15 protein-coding genes are annotated in these 18,978 nt (G+C 64.0%); 12 read left to right on the forward strand and 3 right to left on the reverse strand.

Annotated features, from left to right (window positions below; genetic code table 11):
• Position 1: 1 nt before the first annotated feature.
• The 8 genes from VGO12_RS13215 (at position 2) to cysG (ending at position 11,346) form a co-directional block, all read left to right on the forward strand.
• The gene (locus VGO12_RS13215; protein ID WP_327513205.1) at positions 2-883 is read left to right on the forward strand and encodes a dihydrodipicolinate synthase family protein; all 882 of its coding nucleotides are present in this window, start codon (positions 2-4) and stop codon (positions 881-883) included.
• A 147-nt stretch (positions 884-1,030) separates the two neighbouring features.
• A complete protein-coding gene (locus VGO12_RS13220; protein ID WP_327513206.1) occupies positions 1,031-1,633 on the forward strand; it encodes an ANTAR domain-containing response regulator in 603 nt (200 codons plus the stop codon).
• Positions 1,630-2,856, forward strand: coding sequence for a CmpA/NrtA family ABC transporter substrate-binding protein (locus VGO12_RS13225; protein ID WP_327513207.1), 1,227 nt, complete (start codon positions 1,630-1,632; stop codon positions 2,854-2,856). The genes VGO12_RS13220 and VGO12_RS13225 overlap by 4 nt, the downstream gene beginning before the upstream one ends.
• Positions 2,857-3,168: 312 nt before the next feature.
• On the forward strand, positions 3,169-4,422 hold the full coding sequence (locus VGO12_RS13230) for a nitrate/nitrite transporter (RefSeq protein WP_327513208.1): 1,254 nt from the start codon (positions 3,169-3,171) through the stop codon (positions 4,420-4,422).
• A 17-nt stretch (positions 4,423-4,439) separates the two neighbouring features.
• On the forward strand, positions 4,440-6,890 hold the full coding sequence (gene nirB, locus VGO12_RS13235) for a nitrite reductase large subunit NirB (protein WP_327513209.1): 2,451 nt from the start codon (positions 4,440-4,442) through the stop codon (positions 6,888-6,890).
• Positions 6,891-6,894: 4 nt separating this feature from the next.
• On the forward strand, positions 6,895-7,230 hold the full coding sequence (gene nirD, locus VGO12_RS13240; RefSeq protein ID WP_414650721.1) for a nitrite reductase small subunit NirD: 336 nt from the start codon (positions 6,895-6,897) through the stop codon (positions 7,228-7,230).
• Positions 7,231-7,232: 2 nt separating this feature from the next.
• On the forward strand, positions 7,233-9,890 hold the full coding sequence (locus VGO12_RS13245; RefSeq protein ID WP_327513211.1) for a molybdopterin-dependent oxidoreductase: 2,658 nt from the start codon (positions 7,233-7,235) through the stop codon (positions 9,888-9,890).
• On the forward strand, positions 9,862-11,346 hold the full coding sequence (cysG, locus tag VGO12_RS13250) for a siroheme synthase CysG (protein ID WP_327513212.1): 1,485 nt from the start codon (positions 9,862-9,864) through the stop codon (positions 11,344-11,346). The genes VGO12_RS13245 and cysG overlap by 29 nt, the downstream gene beginning before the upstream one ends.
• 363 nt (positions 11,347-11,709) lie before the next feature.
• Here cysG and VGO12_RS13255 read toward each other — a convergent pair whose 3' ends face one another.
• The 3 genes from VGO12_RS13255 to VGO12_RS13265 are packed head-to-tail and all read right to left on the reverse strand — an operon-like array spanning position 11,710 to position 13,913.
• Positions 11,710-12,765: a LacI family DNA-binding transcriptional regulator gene (locus tag VGO12_RS13255; protein WP_327513213.1), complete on the reverse strand. Its 1,056-nt coding sequence runs from the start codon at positions 12,763-12,765 to the stop codon at positions 11,710-11,712.
• A complete protein-coding gene (locus VGO12_RS13260; RefSeq protein WP_327513214.1) occupies positions 12,762-12,986 on the reverse strand; it encodes a tautomerase family protein in 225 nt (74 codons plus the stop codon). The genes VGO12_RS13255 and VGO12_RS13260 overlap by 4 nt, the downstream gene beginning before the upstream one ends.
• Before the next feature lie 15 nt (positions 12,987-13,001).
• Complete coding sequence (locus tag VGO12_RS13265) at positions 13,002-13,913, reverse strand: SMP-30/gluconolactonase/LRE family protein (RefSeq protein WP_327513215.1); 912 nt, start codon at positions 13,911-13,913, stop codon at positions 13,002-13,004.
• 351 nt (positions 13,914-14,264) lie between these two features.
• Between VGO12_RS13265 and VGO12_RS13270 the strand changes: the two genes are divergently transcribed.
• The 4 genes from VGO12_RS13270 (at position 14,265) to VGO12_RS13285 (ending at position 18,962) form a co-directional block, all read left to right on the forward strand.
• Positions 14,265-15,389 carry a sugar ABC transporter substrate-binding protein gene (locus VGO12_RS13270; RefSeq protein WP_327513216.1) on the forward strand — a complete coding sequence of 375 codons (1,125 nt, stop codon included), beginning with the start codon at positions 14,265-14,267 and terminating at the stop codon, positions 15,387-15,389.
• A 71-nt stretch (positions 15,390-15,460) separates the two neighbouring features.
• Complete coding sequence (locus tag VGO12_RS13275) at positions 15,461-17,002, forward strand: sugar ABC transporter ATP-binding protein (protein ID WP_327513217.1); 1,542 nt, start codon at positions 15,461-15,463, stop codon at positions 17,000-17,002.
• A complete protein-coding gene (locus tag VGO12_RS13280) occupies positions 16,999-17,979 on the forward strand; it encodes an ABC transporter permease (protein ID WP_327513218.1) in 981 nt (326 codons plus the stop codon). Before VGO12_RS13275 ends, VGO12_RS13280 begins: the two co-directional genes overlap by 4 nt.
• Before the next feature lie 11 nt (positions 17,980-17,990).
• Entirely contained in the window at positions 17,991-18,962 is a 972-nt protein-coding gene (locus tag VGO12_RS13285) for an ABC transporter permease (RefSeq protein WP_327513219.1), read from the forward strand.
• The last annotated feature ends 16 nt before the right edge of the window (positions 18,963-18,978 follow it).

Below are 18,978 nucleotides of genomic sequence, written 5' to 3' on the forward strand. Positions count from 1 at the left end.
AATGACCAAGCAAGCCTATGTCGCCCTCGTGACCTGCTTTAACGAGGACGAAACGATCAACTACAAGGCGACGCGCGCCCAGGTCCGTCGTCAGGTGGAAGCCGGCAACAACATCATGTGCGCCGGCACCAACGGTGACTTCTCCGCGCTCACCTTCGAGGAAAAGGTGCGGCTGACCGAAGAAGTCGTCGACGAGGTCGGCGGTCGCGTGAGGGTCATCGTCAATGCCGGCATGCCGGCGACCTTCGAGACGCTGAAGCTGGCGCGCGAATTCGACCGTATCGGCGTCAACGGCATTGCCGTGATCACGCCCTTCTTCATCGCCTGCACGCAGGATGGCCTGATCCGCCATTTTTCCACGGTCGCCGATGCGGTGAAAACGCCGGTCTACCTCTATGACATCCCGGCCCGGACACAGAACCACATCGAGCCGGAAACCGCACGCACGCTGGCAGGGCATGGAAACATCGCCGGCATCAAGGATTCGGGCGGTGCGAAGGAGACGCTTGAAGCCTATTTGCAGGTCGCCAAGGAGGTTGACGGGTTCGAGGTCTATTCCGGCCCCGACCATCTCGTTCTGTGGGCCCTTGAGAACGGTGCCGCGGGCTGTATCTCGGGCCTCGGCAATGCCATGCCGCACGTCCTTGCGGGCATCCTCAAGGCCGTCAACGCCGGCGACCTTGCAGAGGCTGAAAGGCAGCAGGCGACGTTCGCCGCCTTCCGGACAGACCTTTACGCGCTGGGCTTTGCTCCGGCCATGGTGAAACGGGCGCTGTTCCTCCAGGACGCCAGCGTCGGCGCGAGCCGCCAGCCGGCCCTGCTTCCGAACGACGAGCAGGACGGCCAGATCGCCGAGATCCTGCGGCGCTACCGCCTGGGATAAGCAGGTCGGCCGCAGCGAACGAACGCCGACGCGCCGGCGCGCGACAGCCGCCGCCTGGCAAGTTCGCGCTTGCTTTCGGACCGGTCATGCTGCATTGCAAAATGAGCCGACACGGCAATTCAAGCCTGGTCAGAATGCGGTCGTGGCATGCAGCACAGCAGACTGAACGTCCTGGTCATCGACGAGAATCGCATTCGCGCCGCCATCATCGAGGATGGGCTGCGCGACGCGGGCTATGACCATGTGACCGTCATCGACGACATGCACGGGCTGGCGCGACGCATCGCCGATCTCAATCCCGATGTCATCGTCATCGATCTCGAAAACCCGAACCGCGACATGCTGGAGAGCATGTTCCAGCTTTCGCGGGCGGTCAGGCGTCCGATCGCCATGTTTGTCGACAAGTCCGACGAGGCCTCCATCGAAGCGGCGGTCGAGGCCGGGGTCTCGGCCTACATCGTCGACGGTCTGAAGCAGGAGCGGGTGCGTCCCATCCTGAAAATGGCGATCAGTCGTTTCAACGCCTTCTCCCGCCTCAACCGGGAACTGGAAGAGACCCGCGGCGAGCTGGAAAACCGCAAGGTGATCGACCGCGCCAAGGGCCTGCTGATGCGCTCGCGCGGGCTTACCGAAGACGAGGCCTACGCGCTCCTGCGCCGCACGGCGATGAACCAGAACCGCAAGATCGTCGACATCGCCCAGAGCCTCGTCACGGCGGCGAGCCTGCTCGATCCGGGAGGCAAGGAATGACCCGCCACGCCATCACCGCCGGTTTCGTGCCGCTGCTCGACAGCGCGCTTCTCGTCGTCGCCCGCGAGATGGGCTTTGCCGAAGAGCAGGGGATCGACCTGACGCTTTTGCGCGAGCGCTCCTGGGCGAGCATCCGCGACCGGCTTGCGGTTCGCCATGTCGATGTTGCGCATATTCTCGGGCCGATGCCGATCGCCGGCAATCTTGGTCTCAACGTGCCGGCACCCGAGATGATCGTGCCGATGTCGCTGGGTCTCGGCGGCAACGCGGTGACGGTGTCTCCGGCGCTCTGGCAAAGGATGGCGGACAACGGCGCGACCGCGGATCTCGATGCGCGCGCGAACGGTGCAGCCCTGCGCAAGGCGATCGATGCGCAGGCGGGCGCGCCGCTGCGGTTCGCCGTCGTGCATCCCTATTCCGGGCACAATTACGAACTGCGCTACTGGTTGGCGGCGAGCGGCATTGATCCCGACCGCGACATCGATATCGTCGTGCTGCCGCCGCCGGACATGGGCGATGCGCTGGCCGAAGGTGTGATCGACGGCTATTGCGCCGGCGAGCCCTGGAACACCTTCGGCGTGCTTCGTCGCAGCGGGCATCTCGCCACCGTCAAGGCGGCGATCTGGCGATCGAGCCCGGAAAAGGTGCTCGGCGTCAACGCGCGATGGGGAGCGACCCATCCCGACGCGATGGCCGCCCTGCTTGTCGCGCTTCATCAAGCCTCGCTGTGGTGCGCCCGGCCGGACAACCACGAGGCGCTTGCCCACCTCCTTGCAAAACCTGCCTATGTGGATCGCGACGCCGAACTGCTTCTTCCCGCCCTTAAAGGCACCCTGCCGGTTGGCGGTGGTGAGGTCAGGGCCGTCAGGGATTTCTTCGTGCCGAACGCCAAGGCGGCGACCTTCCCCTGGAAGAGCCATGCCCTTTGGTTTTACACCCAGATGGTGCGCTGGCGGCAGATCGAACATACGGCGGAGCGCCAGCGCATCGCCGCGGAAACCTATCGTCCGGATGTCTACCGCGCCGCATTGAAGCATCTCGGCGTCGCCATGCCCTCGGCAAGCGCCAAGGTGGAGGGCGCCTTGACGGTCGAAACGCCTGTCGGCTCCTCGGGCGCGCTGACGCTTGGACCGGACGGCTTTTTCGATGGCGGGCGCTTCGATCCCGACGATCTCGACGCCTACATCGCTGCACAGTCTGCGGGCTGGATGCGTGACGCCTAATTTATGCGCATTGCACAAAAAATAGCTTCGCGCTGCACCAAGGGATGTCAGTCCTTGGGCTGACGTCAAAGCGAAAAATCAAATTTATGTTTTAGAATCAACGGCCAGATAAATCTGGCACGTTGATTGCTTTTATAGTTCCAGGCCCTCGGGCCAAGAGATCGGTGTCCAACGACGGGCGCCTCACCAGCAAAGCCGCTGATCAGGACTGCGCACACGGGGCAAACCGTGTCGGGCATACCTGGCCAGCGGCTTTTTTGTTTTTCACCCCCAAGATGGAGTGGCACGACCTTGTCGGGCCTCGGAGAAGCCATGTCTGAGAACAAGCAGCCTTTATCCGCCAGCGAATCCGCCTCGGCCTTGTGGATGTCCACCTTTGCCTTCACCATCTGTTTCGCCGTCTGGACGATCTTCGCGATCATCGGCATCCGCATCAAGCAGGACCTCGGCTTGAGCGAAGCGCAGTTCGGCTTGCTTGTCGGCACGCCGATCCTCACCGGTTCGCTCGTCCGCATGCTGCTTGGCGTCTGGACCGGGCGCTATGGCGGGCGCCTCGTCTACACGCTGACGATGCTGGCTGCCGCCCTTGCGACCTTTCTGCTCACCTACGCCACGACCTATCCGCAGATGCTGCTCGCCGGCCTCGGCATCGGCCTTGCCGGCGGCTCGTTTGCGGTTGGCGTCGCCTATGTCTCGCCCTTCTTTCCGCCGGAAAAGCAGGGCACGGCCCTTGGCATCTTCGGAGCCGGCAATGTCGGTGCGGCGGTAACGAAATTCCTCGCGCCCTTCATCCTCATCGCCTGGGGCTGGCAGACGGTTGCGGAGATCTGGGCGGCCGCCCTCGTCGTCACCGCTCTCATCTTCTGGTTCACCACCAGCGACGATCCGGCCTTCCGCAGCCGTCGCGAGCGCCAGTTGCCGAAGCGCAGCCTACTTCAGGAATTCGAACCGCTGAAGAACGCCCGGGTCTGGCGCTTCTCGCTCTACTATTTCTTCGCGTTCGGCGGGTTCGTCGCCCTCTCGCTCTGGCTGCCGCGCTACCTCGTCGGCGTCTACGGCTTCGATATCGCCGCCGCCGGTATGGTTGCAGCTGCCTATTCCATCCCCGGCAGCATCTTCCGCGCCTTTGGCGGCGTGCTTTCCGACCGCAAGGGCGCACGCAGCGTCATGTACTGGATGCTCGGCATCTCGGCGGTGGCAACGCTGATCCTGTCGCTGCCGGCAGCAAGCGAGGGGCAAAGCTTCGGCATCACGCCTGTCGTCTTCATCGTCACGGTTTTCGTGCTCGGCTTCGTCATGAGCCTCGGCAAGGCCGCCGTCTACAAGCACATCCCGGCCTACTACCCTGACAATGTTGGCGCCGTCGGCGGCATCGTCGGCATGGTCGGCGGGCTCGGCGGCTTCGTCCTGCCGATCGCCTTCGGGCTTCTCAAGGATGCGACCGGTCTCTGGTCGAGCTGTTTCCTGCTGCTCTTCGCCGTCGTCGTCGCATCGCTTCTCTGGATGCACCTCTCGATCCGCCGGATGGAGCGCGCGCTCACCCTGCCGACGGCTGCAGCCGCCTGAACCGACAAGGACAGACCATGACCGAGAAACTCGTCATCATCGGCAATGGCATGGCGCCCGGGCGCATGCTGGAGCACCTCCTCGAACAGGCGCCCGGCCGCTACGAGGTGAGCATTTTCAACGCCGAGCCGCGCGTCAACTACGACCGCATCATGCTGTCGCCGGTGCTCTCGGGCGAAAAGGAATACGAAGAGATCATCATCCACGGTGACGGCTGGTACATCAAGCACGGCATCACGCTCTACAAGGGCCATCGCATCGTCGCGATCAACCGCGATGCCCGGACCGTGACCTCCGACCATGGCGTAACGGAAAGCTATGACAGGCTGGTGATCGCGACCGGTTCCGTCCCCTTCATCCTGCCGGTGCCCGGCAAGGATCTGCCCGGCGTCATCACCTATCGCGATCTCGACGACGTACAGGCCATGCTGCTCGCCGCCCAGTCGCGCGAAAAAGCCGTCGTCATCGGCGGCGGCCTCCTTGGCCTTGAGGCGGCCGCCGGCCTTGCCGGCCGCGGCATGGACGTCACGGTTCTTCACGTGATGCCGACGCTGATGGATCGCCAGCTCGATCCGGCCGCCGGCTACCTGCTGCAAAAGGAACTCGAAGGTCGCGGCATCAAGATCATCTGCAAGGCCAACACAAAGGCCATCGTCGGCAACGGCAAGGTCGAGGGCATCGAGCTCGACGATGGCCGCATCATTCCGGCGACGCTCGTCGTCATGGCCGTCGGCATCCGGCCGAGCGTCGGTCTCGCAAGGGATGCCGGCCTTGCAATCAACCGCGGCATCGTCGTCGACCAGGGCATGCAGACCTCGGACGGCCGCATCTGGGCGCTGGGCGAATGCGCGGAAGTGGGCGGCATGGTCTATGGCCTCGTCGCGCCGCTCTATGAGATGGCCCGCGTCGCCGCCTCGCATCTGGCCGGCGACCGCTCCGCCGCTTTCGTGCATTCCGACACGCCGACGAAGCTAAAGGTCACGGGCATCGAGCTCTTCTCGCTCGGCGACTTTGCCGATGGTGACGACCGCGAGGAGATCGTGCTGCGCGATGCCACGGCCGGCGTCTACAAGCGGGTGGTGCTGAAGGGAAACCGCATCATCGGCACGGTGCTCTATGGCGAAACCGCCGATGGTGCCTGGTTCAACGATCTGAAGAAGAAGCAGACCGACGTCTCGGAGATGCGCCAGACCCTGATCTTCGGCCAGGCATACCAGGGGGGCGCTCCCCTGGACCCTATGGCGGCCGTTGCAGCCTTGCCGGATGATGCGGAAATCTGCGGCTGCAACGGCGTTTGCAAGGGCAAGATCGTTTCGACGATTGCCGACAAGGGCCTGACGTCGCTTGACGACGTGCGCGCTCATACCAAGGCGTCCGCCTCCTGCGGCTCCTGCACCGGCCTTGTCGAACAGCTAATGACGCTGACGCTCGGCGACGGCTACAATCCCGCCGCCGTCCAGCCGATGTGTGGCTGCACCGATCTTGGCCATGACGACGTCCGCCGGTTGATCAAGGCCAAGGGCCTGAAGACCATTCCCGCGGTCATGCAGGAACTGGAATGGAAGACCTCCTGCGGCTGTGCCAAGTGCCGCCCGGCGCTCAACTACTACCTCGTCTGCGATTTCCCGGATGAATACGCCGACGACTACCAGTCGCGCTTCATCAACGAGCGCGTTCACGCCAACATCCAGAAAGACGGCACCTATTCCGTCGTGCCGCGCATGTGGGGTGGGGTCACCAATGCGGGAGAATTGCGCGCGATCGCCGACGTGGTCGACAAGTTCGAAATCCCGCTGGTGAAGGTGACCGGTGGCCAGCGCATCGACCTGCTGGGGATCGACAAGGAAGACCTGCCTGCGGTCTGGGCTGATCTCGGCAAGGCCGGGTTCATCTCCGGCCAGGCCTATGCCAAGGGCCTGCGCACGGTGAAAACCTGCGTCGGCTCCGACTGGTGCCGCTTCGGCACGCAGGATTCGACTGGCCTCGGCATCCGCATCGAAAAGTTCATGTGGGGCTCCTGGACGCCCGCCAAACTGAAGATGGCGGTCTCCGGCTGTCCGCGAAACTGCGCCGAAGCCACCTGCAAGGACATCGGCGTCATCTGCGTCGACAGTGGCTTCGAGATCCATTTCGCCGGCGCCGCCGGCCTCGACATCAAGGGCACCGAGGTGCTCGGCCTGGTGAAGACCGAGGACGAGGCGCTGGAACACATCGTGGCGCTGACACAGATGTATCGAGAGCAGGCCCACTATCTCGAACGCATCTACAAATGGGCAAAACGCGTGGGCCTCGACGAAATCCGCCGCCAGATCATGGGCGACGCCGAGAAGCGCAAAGCTTTCTACGACCGCTTCGTCTTCAGCCAGAAATTCGCCCAGGTCGACCCCTGGTCGGAGCGCGTCTCCGGCAAGGACAAACATGAATTCCGGCCGATGGCGACGGTCGGCTTTCCTCAAGCGGCGGAGTGAGATGATGGACATGACCTGGCACTTGATCGGCAACATCTCTGACATTCCACTGAGAGGCGCGCGCTGCGTGAAGACGCCTCAGGGCAAGATCGCCGTCTTTCGCACCGCCGAAAACGAGGTCTTCGCGATCGAGGACCATTGCCCGCACAAGGGTGGGCCGCTTTCGCAGGGCATCGTCCACGCAAAGGCGGTCACCTGCCCCTTGCACAATTGGGCGATCTCGCTCGAAACCGGAAAGGCGCTCGGGGCCGACGAAGGCGCGGTGCGCACCATACCGGTGCGCATTGACGGCGGCGCGCTGTTCATTGCGCTCGAAAGCCTCCTGATCGCGGCGGAATGACCATGGAAAAGGAGGTCAAGACCACCTGTCCCTATTGCGGCGTCGGCTGCGGGGTCATCGCGACGGTCGATGACAACGGCGCCGTCGCCGTGCGCGGCGATGCCGACCATCCCGCCAATTTCGGCCGGCTGTGCTCCAAGGGGTCCGCACTCGCCGAAACCCTCGACCTCGATGGTCGGCTGCTGCATCCGGAGATTGGCGGGCGCCAGGCCGCATGGGACGAAGCGCTCGACCTCGTCGCGACGCGTTTCGCGGAAACGATTGCCGAATACGGGCCGGATTCGGTCGCCTTCTACGTCTCCGGACAGCTGCTGACCGAGGACTACTACGTCGCCAACAAGCTGATGAAGGGTTTTATCGGGTCAGCCAACATCGATACCAACTCGCGCCTCTGCATGTCCTCGTCGGTTGCCGGGCACCGCCGTGCCTTCGGTTCGGACACGGTCCCGGGGACCTATGAGGATCTGGAGCTGGCGGATCTGGTCTTACTCACCGGCTCGAATCTCGCCTGGTGCCACCCCGTCCTCTACCAGCGCCTTGCCGCCGCCAAGGCAAAGCGGCCGGGCATGAAGATCGTCTTGATCGATCCGCGCCGCACCATGACGGCCGATATCGCCGACCTCCATCTTGCCATCCGGCCCGATGCGGATGTGGCGCTTTTCGTCGGGCTGCTTTCGCACCTGGTTTCCAGCAATGCGGTCGACCAGAACTACGTCGCGGCCCATACGGCCGACTTTGCGGAGACTTTTCTCGCCGCGTCCGCCGTCCCGTTCGACGAGGTGCTCGAGCGAACCGGCCTTCCGGCCATGCAACTGCGCGAGTTCTACCGGCTGTTTTCGACAACAGAAAAGGTCGTGACCTGCTACAGCCAGGGCGTCAACCAGTCGTCCTCGGGGACCGACAAGGTCAACGCGATCATCAACTGTCATCTTGCGACCGGCCGCATCGGCCGGCCGGGCATGGGGCCGTTGTCGCTGACGGGGCAGCCAAATGCGATGGGCGGCCGCGAGGTCGGTGGCCTTGCCAACATGCTCGCCGCCCACATGGCGATCGAAGATGCCGGCGATCGGGATCGCGTGCAACGCTTCTGGCAATCGCCGGCGATCGCGCAAAAGCCAGGGCTGAAGGCCGTCGATCTCTTCCGGTCGGTGGCCGAAGGACGCGTCAAGGCGCTCTGGATCATGGCGACGAACCCCGTCGTCTCGATGCCGGACGCCCATGCCGTCGAGGCGGCGATCAGCGCCTGTCCCTTCGTCGTGGTCTCCGACATCCTGAAAGAGACAGATACCACCCGCCATGCGCATGTGTTGCTGCCGTCGCTCGGGTGGGGGGAAAAGAGCGGGACGGTTACCAATTCCGAACGCCGCATTTCGCGCCAGCGCGCGTTCCTTGAAGCCCCCGGGGAAGCCCGGGCGGACTGGTGGCAACTGGCCGAAGTCGGGCGTCGCCTGGGCTACGCCGATGCCTTCGCCTATCAAGCGCCTGCCACGATCTTTCGCGAACACGCCGCGCTCTCGGCCTTCGAGAATGCCGGCAGCCGCGATTTCGATATCGGCGCCCATGCCGATCTGAGCGCGGAAAGCTATGACGCTCTGGCGCCCTTCCAGTGGCCGCAGCGGCAAGGCGAAATCAGCGCCGAAAGCCGCTTCTTTGCCGACGGCGGATTTTACCATGCCGACGGCAAGGCGCGCTTCGTTGCCGTTCGACCGACGGATGCCGATCGCACCAATCTCGATTACCCCTTCACGCTCAACACGGGCCGCATCCGCGATCACTGGCACACGATGACGCGATCAGGCAAAAGCGCGCGCCTTTCGGCACATATCGCCGAACCGTTTGCGGAACTGCATCCGCGCGATGCGATGGAAATCGGCATCGGCAACGCCGGCCTCGTCGAGATCGAAAGCCCACAGGGCAAGGTGATCGTGCGTGCGCTCATCACCGAACGCCAGGCGCGTGGCAGCATCTTTGCGCCCATGCACTGGAACGACCAGTTTGCGGCCAAGGCGCGCATCGATGTCCTCGTGCCGCCGATCACCGATCGCCTTTCCGGCCAGCCGGCGTCGAAAAACGTTGCGGTCGCCGCGCGAAAATTCAAGGCGACGCACTACGCCTTTGCTGTCTCTCGGGCAAAGCCGGTCGATCCGGACGCGGCCTATTGGGCGCTGGCAAAGGCGTGGGGAGGCTGGCGTCTGGAGGCGGCCTTTGCCGAACCGTTGGAAGACTGGGCGGACTGGTGCCGCCGCGTCTTTGCCATCCCGCAAGGGATAGATCCGCTCGGCTATGCGGATGCGCAGACCGGCGACATCAGGCTCGCCTTCTTCGATGGCACGCGGCTTCTCGCAGCCTTCTTCCTGGCCTGCGAGCCCGTTGCCGTCGCTCGTAACTGGGCGATCGCGCAGCTCGCCACCGATCACGTCAACCTGCGCAAGCGCTTCGCGCTCGTTGCCGGCCGGCCGGGAGCAGACAAGCCGGATCCCGGCGCCACCGTCTGTTCCTGCTTCGGCGTCGGCGTCAACCAGATCATCGCTGCCGTGCGCGGCGGTTGCCGCAGCGTCGAGGCCGTTGGCCTCACGCTCAATGCCGGAACCAATTGCGGCTCCTGCCGCGCCGAGATCAGGGGGATCATCGATGGATGTCTTTCAGCAGCCGCGGAATGAAGGACCTGCCCGCATGGAGGCGCTTGCCAAGCTTCCGGTCTTCTACGCATTGGAGGGACGGCGTGTCGTGGTTGCCGGTGCAACGGACGGCGCGGTCTGGAAAGCCGAGCTGCTGGCCGCCTGCGGCGCGCATGTCGACCTCTATGCCGCAGCAAGTGATGGCGCGCTCGAGGCGTCTCTCGATCGCACGCCGGCTCATCCGGCCGCGCGCATGACGCTGAACAGTCGGCACTGGGCGCCCGCCGATCTTGACGGTGCAGCACTTGCCGTCGGCGATTGCGAAGACGTGGCGCAGGCGCGGGCGTTCTTCGCCGCCGCCCGCGCGGCCGGCGTCCCGGTCAACGTCATCGACAAGCCGGAATTCTGCGACTTCCAGTTCGGCTCCATCGTCAATCGCTCGCCCGTCGTCGTTGCGATATCGACCGATGGCGCCGCCCCGATCCTCGCCCAGACGATCCGCCGCAAGATCGAGACGCTGTTGCCGAAAAGCCTGAAGGCCTGGGCGGTGCTGGCGCAGTCTCTTCGCGGAGCGGTGAACCGCCGTATCGAACCCGGTCCCCGGCGCCGCGTCTTCTGGGAGCGGTTTGCCGATCGCGTCTTTTCGACACTGGATACGCCGGAGGAGGGCGTAGGCGGGGTGCTTCTTGCTGATGCCGAAAGGCTCGCGGGAGCCCCCGCCATAGGTCGCGTGACGTTGGTCGGCGCGGGGCCGGGCGATGCCGAACTCCTGACGCTGAAGGCGGTCCGCGCGCTCCAGGCGGCCGATGTCATCCTCTTCGACGACCTCGTTTCGTCAGATGTGCTCGAACTCGCGCGGCGGGAGGCAAAACGTTTGCTGGTTGGAAAGCGCGGCGGCCGCGAAAGCTGTCGGCAGGGAGACATCAACGCCATGATGGTCAAGCTCGCCAGGGCCGGGAAACGCGTCGTGCGGCTGAAATCCGGCGACCCCATGGTCTTCGGCAGGGCCGGCGAGGAAATCGCCCATCTCGATCGCGAGAACATTCCCGTCGACGTCGTCCCCGGCGTCACGGCTGCAAGCGCCATGGCCTCCCGTCTCGGCCTGTCCCTGACCCATCGCGACCACGCCCAATCACTCCGCCTCGTGACCGGTCATTCCCGCCACGGCGGCCTGCCCGACGATGTCGACTGGGCAGGCATTGCCGACCGGCGGAGCACAACGGTCTTTTACATGGGGGGGCGAACGGCGGGGCTGATCGCCGAAAAGCTGATCGGTGAAGGGCGCTCGCCTGAAACGCCGGCCGTGATCATGAGCGATGTGAGCCGGCCGACGGAACGCCGCTGGCGCGGCACGCTTGCGACAATCTCTGAGGGCATAGAGGAGATCGGCTACGACAATCCGGTTCTCATCGCTGTCGGCGACGTATTGTCGTCTCGAAACAGGCACGCCCCCAGCGTCGACGGCAACGACCACTGCACCGTGGCTCGGGCATGCTGATGCGCGCGTCCCTCCTGCTCCTTCTCCTCTCTTTCATTCTCAGTTGGCCGCGTTTCAAGGTCGTTTTCTCCGCGGAAACGAACGCCGCTCTGGCTGCCGCGTCGCTCACGACCCTTGCGGGCGCCGTGAGCCTTTGTGCGATCGGCCTTGCGGTTGCGCAGCACGGCGCATTGGCCGGCGCCCTGCTTGTCGCAGGCGCTGTCTGCTCGACGAGGTTGACAGAGACGGTGCCCCCGTGGGCCAGCATTTCGGTTTCTGCCCTCTGCCTTGCGGCCTATATTGAAACGGCGGCGGGGATTGCTTAGTCGACGCGCCGGGTCTGGCGGACGCGGGCAGTTCTACGATCGGCCATCCGGATAATCGTCATCGCATCGTACTTTCGCGGATTTTGAGCTCGAATCTCAAGTCGACGATTGGCGATGCAATCGGCCGTCCGGCCAGCCGATCCAGCACCATCAGCACCGCCTGTCGGCCGATTTCATAGCGCGGCGTGCGTATGCTGGTGAGTGACGGATAGGCGACGTGCATCATGTCGAGGTCGTTGAAGCCGCAAATTGCCATGCGGTGCGGCACCGCGATGCCTGCCCTCTGGCACTCGAACAGCACACCCATGGCCAAGTCGTCATTGTTGCAGAAGACGGCATCGAGATCGGCGACCTTTGCCAGTGCATCGGACAGAAGCTGGCCGCCGAGCGAGACGCGCGACGGGGTCAACGTGGTGGTCACCAGTTTGGGATCGAAGAGCTGTGCCGCCTCCAGCGCCGAGCGATAGCCGGCGAGGCGGCGCTGCGAGCGTGGATCCATTCGGGCGCCGATGAAACCGATGCGGCGGTATCCGGCCTCGATCAGATGGTTGGTGGCCACCTTGCCGCCGTCGAAGTGGGAGAACCCGACCAGCATGTCGACCGGTCCGTCGCCATACTCCATGATCTGCACGATGGGGCAATCCGCACTCTCGAGCAGCTTGCGGGTCGTTTCGGTCTGGTCGATGCCGGACACGATCATCGCCGATGGCCGCTGGCTCAGAAACATGCGGATCAGCCGTTCCTCTTCCCGCGGGGAATAGTGGGTGTTGCCCATCTGGATCTGCAGCGGCCCGTCGCCGAGCCCGTCATAGATGCCGCGCAGGGTGTCGGCGAAAACGATGTTCGTCAGCGACGGAACGAGAACGCCGATCACGTCGGCGCGCGAAGAGGCGAGCGCGCGCGCATTGGGGTCGGGCGCATAGCCGAGCTGGCTCACTGCCGTATCGATCTCGGCGCGCAGCTCGGCCGAAACCAGCGATGGGTCCCGTAGCGCACGCGAGACGGTGATCGCAGCGACGCCGGCCAGTTTTGCGACGTCGGCGATCGTCGGCCTGCCGCTGCCGCGCCGGCTTGCCTTGCGGCTCTGGTCTCTGGAGGCGATATCGTCCGTCACGTCGACCCCTGCTGGCTTTGCGCGCGCAAGGTCTCGACATCGGTATAACCGACATACCAGTTCCTGGCGTCGACCTCGTCGAACACGACGGAAATTTCACGCTCGGGAAGGCCGGTCGCTTCGGCAATTGCGGTGGCGACCTTGGTTGCGATTGAAGCTTTCTTAGCCGAAGGATCGTCGGCGAGGACCTCACGCACAATGGTGATCCGCACGAACGGCATGACTGACCTCCTGCCTCAGTAGAGGCGTGCGCCGTTGACCATCAGCCGAACGGCATAAAGCGAACTCGTGGCGCAGATGTAGAGGATGTTTCGCTTCGGCCCGCCGAACACGCAGTTGGCGGTGTTCTCCGGCACTCTCACCTTGCCGAGCAGGGTGCCATCAGGGTGATAGCAGTGGATGCCGTCGCGGGCACTCGTCCAGATCCGACCCTCGTCATCAAGACGGAAACCGTCAAACAGGCCGGCGGTGCACTCCGCAAAGACCTTGCCGCCCGACACGGTGCCCGCTTCGTCGACATTGAAGACACGCATGTGGGCTGGAAGATCGGGGCCGTGCGTCCGGCCGGTGTCGACGACGTAGAGCTGTCTTTCGTCAAGAGAGAACGCGAGGCCGTTCGGCCGCACCATGTCGGTAATGACCGCGGCGACTGCGCCCGTCGCCGGGTCGACACGATAGACATGGCAGGCGCCGATCTCGCTTTCCGCCTTGTGTCCTTCGTAATCGCTCTCGATGCCGTAGGCAGGATCGGTAAACCAGATCGAACCGTCGGAGCGCACGACGACGTCGTTCGGCGAGTTGAGGCGCTTGCCGTTCCAGCGGTCGGCGATGGTCGTGATGCTGCCGTCGTGGTTCGTACGGGTCACGCGGCGGCCGCCGTGCTCGCAGGTCACAAGGCGGCCCTGCCGATCGGAGGTGTTGCCGTTTGAAAAGTTCGATGGCTGCCGAAAGATGCTCACATGCCCATCGGTCTCGTCATAACGCAGCATCCGGTCGTTGGGGATGTCCGACCACAAGAGATAGCGCCCGGCGGCGAAATAGGCCGGCCCCTCGGCCCAGCGACATCCCGTATAAAGCTGTTCCACCCGGGCGCTGTGATTGACCAGCCGGGCAAAGCGCGGGTCCACGATCTCGAAATCCTCGGCCATGGGGCCTCCCTCGTGCGGCAAAGAACGTATTCTGGGCGTGGCGATATGATAGCGCTATCATTACGGAAGGGAATAGCCTTCCTGCGCGAACGCCGAATTGGCGCTGAAATTGATCTGAAATCCGGGATATCCGGTTCTCTGTAATCCACAAATGTTACTTTACAATCGTATGTGGTAGCGCTACCTAATTAAGAGACAGCGGTGTTTTCGGGAGGAGACCAGAGCGCCTCGTCAATGGTGAAAGCAGGCATCCAGCGTGCCGGTGCCGCAGGAGTTCGTGCCGTTCGGGGGAGGATTTCCGCCCCGGGCTGGAGAACAAAACAAGTGGCGCGCCCATGGGAGGAAATGTCGATGGTGAAGTCACTCGTTGGCGGCATCGTTGCCGCCACTGCCTTTTTCATGCTGGGATCTGCTGCCTATGCAGATCCGGAAATCGTCTCAGGCCCTGCGGCCGAGCCGGAGTGTTTCGCGCCATGGTCGGCGGACACGAAATTCTTCAAGTTCCCGAAAAAGGATGGCCCGTATCGGGTTGCGCTGGCCAACGGCTACATTGCCAACACCTGGCGTATCCAGATGGTGCAGACGGCCAAGGCCTATGCCGCCCAACCCGACGTCGCAGCCAAGCTGAAGGAGTTCAAGGTCGTCTCCACGGGCGAGGACGTGCCCGCCCAGATCTCGGCGATCAACAACTTCATCGATTCCGGCTATGACGCGATCGTCGTCAACGCCCAGAACCCGACGGCATTTGCGCCGGTCATCAAGCGGGCGAAGGAAGCGGGCGTCGTGCTCGTCGCCTTCGACAACATCCTCGACACGGAGGACGCCATCAACGTCAACGTCGACCAGAAGGGGCTCGGGCAACTGTGGGGCGACTGGTTGGTCAAACATCTGCCTGACGGCGGCAAGGTGCTTGAGGTGCGCGGTGTGGCCGGCACGTCTGTCGATACCGACAGGCACGACGGCATCCATGAGAAGCTGCAGGCGTCGGGCAAGAAGTTCGAGGTCGTCGAGGTCATGGGCAAATGGGACGACGGTGTCGCCCAGAAGGTGACGGCGGATGCAATCGCAACCAGCGGCCCCTTCGACGGCATTACCGGCCAGGGTGGGGATACCGGCATCGTGCAGGCGATGATCGACGCCAAACATCCCTTCGTGCCGTTCGGCGGCGAAACCGAAAACGGGTTCCGCAAGTTCTGTGCGGCCCATGCCGGCGACGGCCTGAAATGCTCGTCGGCCGGAACAGGACCCGCGCAGGTGGCCGTCGCCATCAAGACGGCGATCGCAGCACTCGAGGGCCAGGTGGTGCCGCAGTCGGTCAAGTTGCCGCTGGCCATCGTCGAAGATCCGAACTTCAAGGAGGGCCAGGATTACTTCCAGGCCGAGTCCGACAATTTCTTTGTCGGCAATTCCTTCCCCACCTGCGGGATCAACTTCTCCGCCCAGGAGATCATGAAGCAGAGCAAGGAAAACCAGTAGTTCGATCAGGATCGGGGCACGACACGCCTGTGCCGTGCCCCGTCGTCAACAACGGTTTTCCGGAGAGCGCAATGGAAAGCGGCGCACCGCTCTTTCGCATGGAAGGCATATCGAAGCGCTACGGCGGGGTGCGGGCGCTTGAAAACGCCGATCTGTCCGTGAGGGCCGGTGCCATTCACGCCGTTCTCGGCGAGAACGGTGCCGGAAAGTCGACGCTCATCAAGATCATGGCGGGCGTCGTGGGACCGGACGAGGGCAAGATGACGCTCGATGGACAGCCGGTGGCGTTCGCGTCGCCGGCTGCCGCCAACGCTGCCGGCATCGCCTGCGTCTTCCAGGAGCTGTCGCTGATCCCGGAACTCAGCGTCGCTGACAACATCGTCATCTTCAATCCGCCGACCCGGTTCGGCATGATCGACCGCAAGGCACAGCGGCACCTGGCAGAAGAGGCGCTGGCGCGTGCCGGTGCGTCGGACATCCATCCTCTGGCGCTGGTCAAGGATCTGCCGCTGTCGCGCCAGCAGATCGTCGAAATCGCCAAGGCGCTCGCCCGCAAGCCGCGCATCCTCATTCTCGACGAGGCGACGTCGGCGCTGACGGCGGCCGATGTTTCCAAGGTCTTTGCCGTGTTGAAGCGGTTGCGTGCGGAGGGGCTGGCGCTTGTCTACATCTCCCACCGGATGAACGAGATTGCCGAACTGGCAGACGAGTGCACGGTGTTTCGCAACGGCAGCAAGGTCGCAAGCTACGCGGCGGGGTCAAGGAGCGATAGCGAGGTCATCGAGATGATGATCGGTCGTGAATATCATAGCGTCTATCCACCCAAGCCAGGCCCGCTCGCTCCCGCTGAACCTGTGCTCGAGACGCGAAATCTGTCCTGGGCGAACCGCCTTCACGACATCTCGTTTTCATTGCGTGCAGGCGAAATTGTCGGTCTCGGCGGGCTGGACGGGCAAGGACAGCGCGACCTGCTTCTTGCGCTGTTCGGGGTCCTGCGCGGGCTGCGCGGCACGGTTCTTGTCGACGGCCGAGCGACCAGCATCGGCAGCCCGGCGCAAGCGCGTCGGCACGGCATCGGCATGGCGCTCATTCCCGAGGATCGCAAGACCGAGGGGCTGATGCTGCCGATGACGGTGCGTGACAATCTTTCGCTCGCCTCCCTCGATCGGCTGACGCGCGGCGGGATCATCGACCGCGCGAAGGAGGAGAGCGCCATCGACCGGATGATGACGCTGCTCGCCATCAAGGCGGGCAACATTGACGCTCCTGTCGGTGCGCTTTCGGGCGGCAACCAGCAGAAGGTCGTCATTGCGAAATGGCTGATGCGGCAGCCGCGCATCGTTCTCCTCAACGACCCAACGCGCGGCATCGACGTCGGTACCAAGCAGGAGATCTACCAGCTGTTACGGCGCCTTGCGGACGAAGGTGCGGCCATCCTTTTCTATTCGACCGACTATGCCGAGCTCATCGGCTGCTGCGACCGGGTCCTCGTGCTCTACGACGGAGCGGTCAAGCGAGAGCTTGCGGGTGCCGAGATCACGGAGCGCGCGCTGATTGCGAGCGCGCTCAACATCCCATCCGCAGACCCAAGCCATCGGGAGTCCATCCAATGAACGACTGGCGGTACCGACTGACGGAGCACCGGGGCACCCTGACGGCGGTTGCGATCTTCGTGCTGATGTTCATTATCTACACGGCGAACCATCCGGCCGGCTTTACCGCCAACGTGATCCAGACGGCCGCCAACAAAGGCGTGCTGCTCGCCTTTGTCGCCATGGCTCAAACCATGGTGGTGATCACCGCCGGCATCGACCTCTCGGTAGGCATGATTTTCCTTCTCACCAACTGCCTGGCCTCGTGGCTCGTCGTCGGCTCGCCGCTTGAGACGGCGTTCGGTGTCGTCGTCGTCCTGGCCGTTGGGGCCTTCTGCGGCGCGATCAACGGCGCCATTGTCATCTATGGGCGGCTGCAGCCGATCGTGGCGACGATCGCGACAGGCGCGGTCTATTTCGGCATCGCCCTGTTGCTGCGGCCTTTTCCGGGCGGATCCGTCAACGAGGGCCTTGCCGATGCCCTGACCGGACGGATCTTCGGGGTGGTCCCGGCTAGCCTCGTGGCGCTTGCAGCGGTGGTCGTCCTGATCTGGGTGCCCTTCAGCCGATCGGTTTATGGGCGGGCGGCCTATGCCGTAGGCTCCTCCGAGACGGCGGCCTACATGTCCGGCATGCCGATCCGCCGCGGCAAGCTGCTCGCCTATACCCTCGCGGGCCTGGTGGCCGCCCTTGGCGGACTGTTCCTCACCTTTTTCACCTATACCGGCGACGCGGCGCTCGCCAGCGGCAACGCTTACACGCTGTTTTCGATCGCAGCCGTGGTGCTGGGGGGCGTTTCGCTGTTCGGCGGCAAGGGCAGCGCCATCGGCGCTGTCTTCGGTGCGCTGGCGTTCCGCACGATCGGCGACCTGTTGTTCGTTTTCGATCTCGATCCACTCTGGCAACCGCTGTTCCAGGGATTGATCCTGCTGGCGGCCATCAGCCTCGGAGCCCTTGCGCTCTTCAGGGTGCGCAATAGACTGGAGTGGTTCCTGTGAGCGAGACGGCGATGACTGGCGCAACCGGACGCAAATCGACATTCATACGCAATCTCGATCCGGCGGTGGTCACCGCGTTTGGCTGCATCCTGCTGCTGCTTTTCCTTGGCAGCCTCTATTCGCGCAGCTTCCTGTCGCCGGAATACCTGCTGCAGCAATTGAAGGTGGCGTCCTTCCTCGGCATCATCGCCACCGGCATGATGCTCGTCATCCTGCTCGGGCAGATCGATCTTTCGGTGCCGTGGACCGTTGCCACGGGCGCGATGATGGCCTGTGCGGCCGCGGCCTACGGTCCGGTCGGGATCGCGCTTGCCATTCCATTCGGTATCCTGTGCGGCATCGGCATCGGCCTCATCAACGGCGTCGGCGTGGCATACCTGCGTATCCCCTCGATGATCGTGACGCTCGCGACCAATGCCGTCGCTCAAGGAGTGATGGTGGTCTACACGGGCGGCTTCTCGCCGCAGGATTCCGCCACCGCAGCCATGCGCTATCTCGCCACCGGCGCTCTGGTCCCCGGTGTTCCCAATGTGGTTTTCATCTGGGCGCTGATCGGCGCGGCGATGGTCTTCCTTCTGCGCCGGACGGGCTTCGGGCGCGCGGTCTATGGCATCGGCAATCGCGAGCGTGCGGCCTATCTCTCCGGCATCAACACCCGCCGTATCGTCATGATTGCCTTTGCCGCCTCGGGCGGACTTTCGGCGCTGGGCGGCGTGCTGCTCGCCGGCTACGCCTCGAAGGCGGCGCAATCCATGGGCGACGCCTATCTTCTTCCGGCAATCGCTGCCGTCGTGCTCGGAGGCACCTCGATCCTCGGCGGGAAGGGATCCTATCTCGGCACGGTCGCGGGCGTCATTCTCATCACGCTCCTGCAATCGATCCTCTCCGTCACGCAGATGCCGGAAGCCGGGCGCCAGATCATCTACGGCGTGGTGATCATCTTCATGCTTCTGCTCTATGGTCGCGCGCCTGCGAGCCGGTAGGATTGCGGCTCGCAGG

Origin of the sequence: Ensifer sp. (assembly GCF_035999135.1) — a bacterium.
GTDB lineage: Bacteria > Pseudomonadota > Alphaproteobacteria > Rhizobiales > Rhizobiaceae > Ensifer.

Excerpts from the sequence above, each read along its gene's own strand:
- VGO12_RS13215 (WP_327513205.1), top strand. The coding sequence starts at position 2 with ATGACCAAGCAAGCCTATGTCGCCCTCGTGACCTGCTTTAACGAGGAC.
- VGO12_RS13220 (WP_327513206.1), top strand. The coding sequence starts at position 1,031 with ATGCAGCACAGCAGACTGAACGTCCTGGTCATCGACGAGAATCGCATT.
- VGO12_RS13225 (WP_327513207.1), top strand. The coding sequence starts at position 1,630 with ATGACCCGCCACGCCATCACCGCCGGTTTCGTGCCGCTGCTCGACAGC.
- VGO12_RS13230 (WP_327513208.1), top strand. The coding sequence starts at position 3,169 with ATGTCTGAGAACAAGCAGCCTTTATCCGCCAGCGAATCCGCCTCGGCC.
- nirB (WP_327513209.1), top strand. The coding sequence starts at position 4,440 with ATGACCGAGAAACTCGTCATCATCGGCAATGGCATGGCGCCCGGGCGC.
- nirD (WP_414650721.1), top strand. The coding sequence starts at position 6,895 with ATGGACATGACCTGGCACTTGATCGGCAACATCTCTGACATTCCACTG.
- VGO12_RS13245 (WP_327513211.1), top strand. The coding sequence starts at position 7,233 with ATGGAAAAGGAGGTCAAGACCACCTGTCCCTATTGCGGCGTCGGCTGC.
- cysG (WP_327513212.1), top strand. The coding sequence starts at position 9,862 with ATGGATGTCTTTCAGCAGCCGCGGAATGAAGGACCTGCCCGCATGGAG.
- VGO12_RS13260 (WP_327513214.1), bottom strand. The coding sequence starts at position 12,986 with ATGCCGTTCGTGCGGATCACCATTGTGCGTGAGGTCCTCGCCGACGAT.
- VGO12_RS13265 (WP_327513215.1), bottom strand. The coding sequence starts at position 13,913 with ATGGCCGAGGATTTCGAGATCGTGGACCCGCGCTTTGCCCGGCTGGTC.
- VGO12_RS13270 (WP_327513216.1), top strand. The coding sequence starts at position 14,265 with ATGGTGAAGTCACTCGTTGGCGGCATCGTTGCCGCCACTGCCTTTTTC.
- VGO12_RS13275 (WP_327513217.1), top strand. The coding sequence starts at position 15,461 with ATGGAAAGCGGCGCACCGCTCTTTCGCATGGAAGGCATATCGAAGCGC.
- VGO12_RS13280 (WP_327513218.1), top strand. The coding sequence starts at position 16,999 with ATGAACGACTGGCGGTACCGACTGACGGAGCACCGGGGCACCCTGACG.
- VGO12_RS13285 (WP_327513219.1), top strand. The coding sequence starts at position 17,991 with ATGACTGGCGCAACCGGACGCAAATCGACATTCATACGCAATCTCGAT.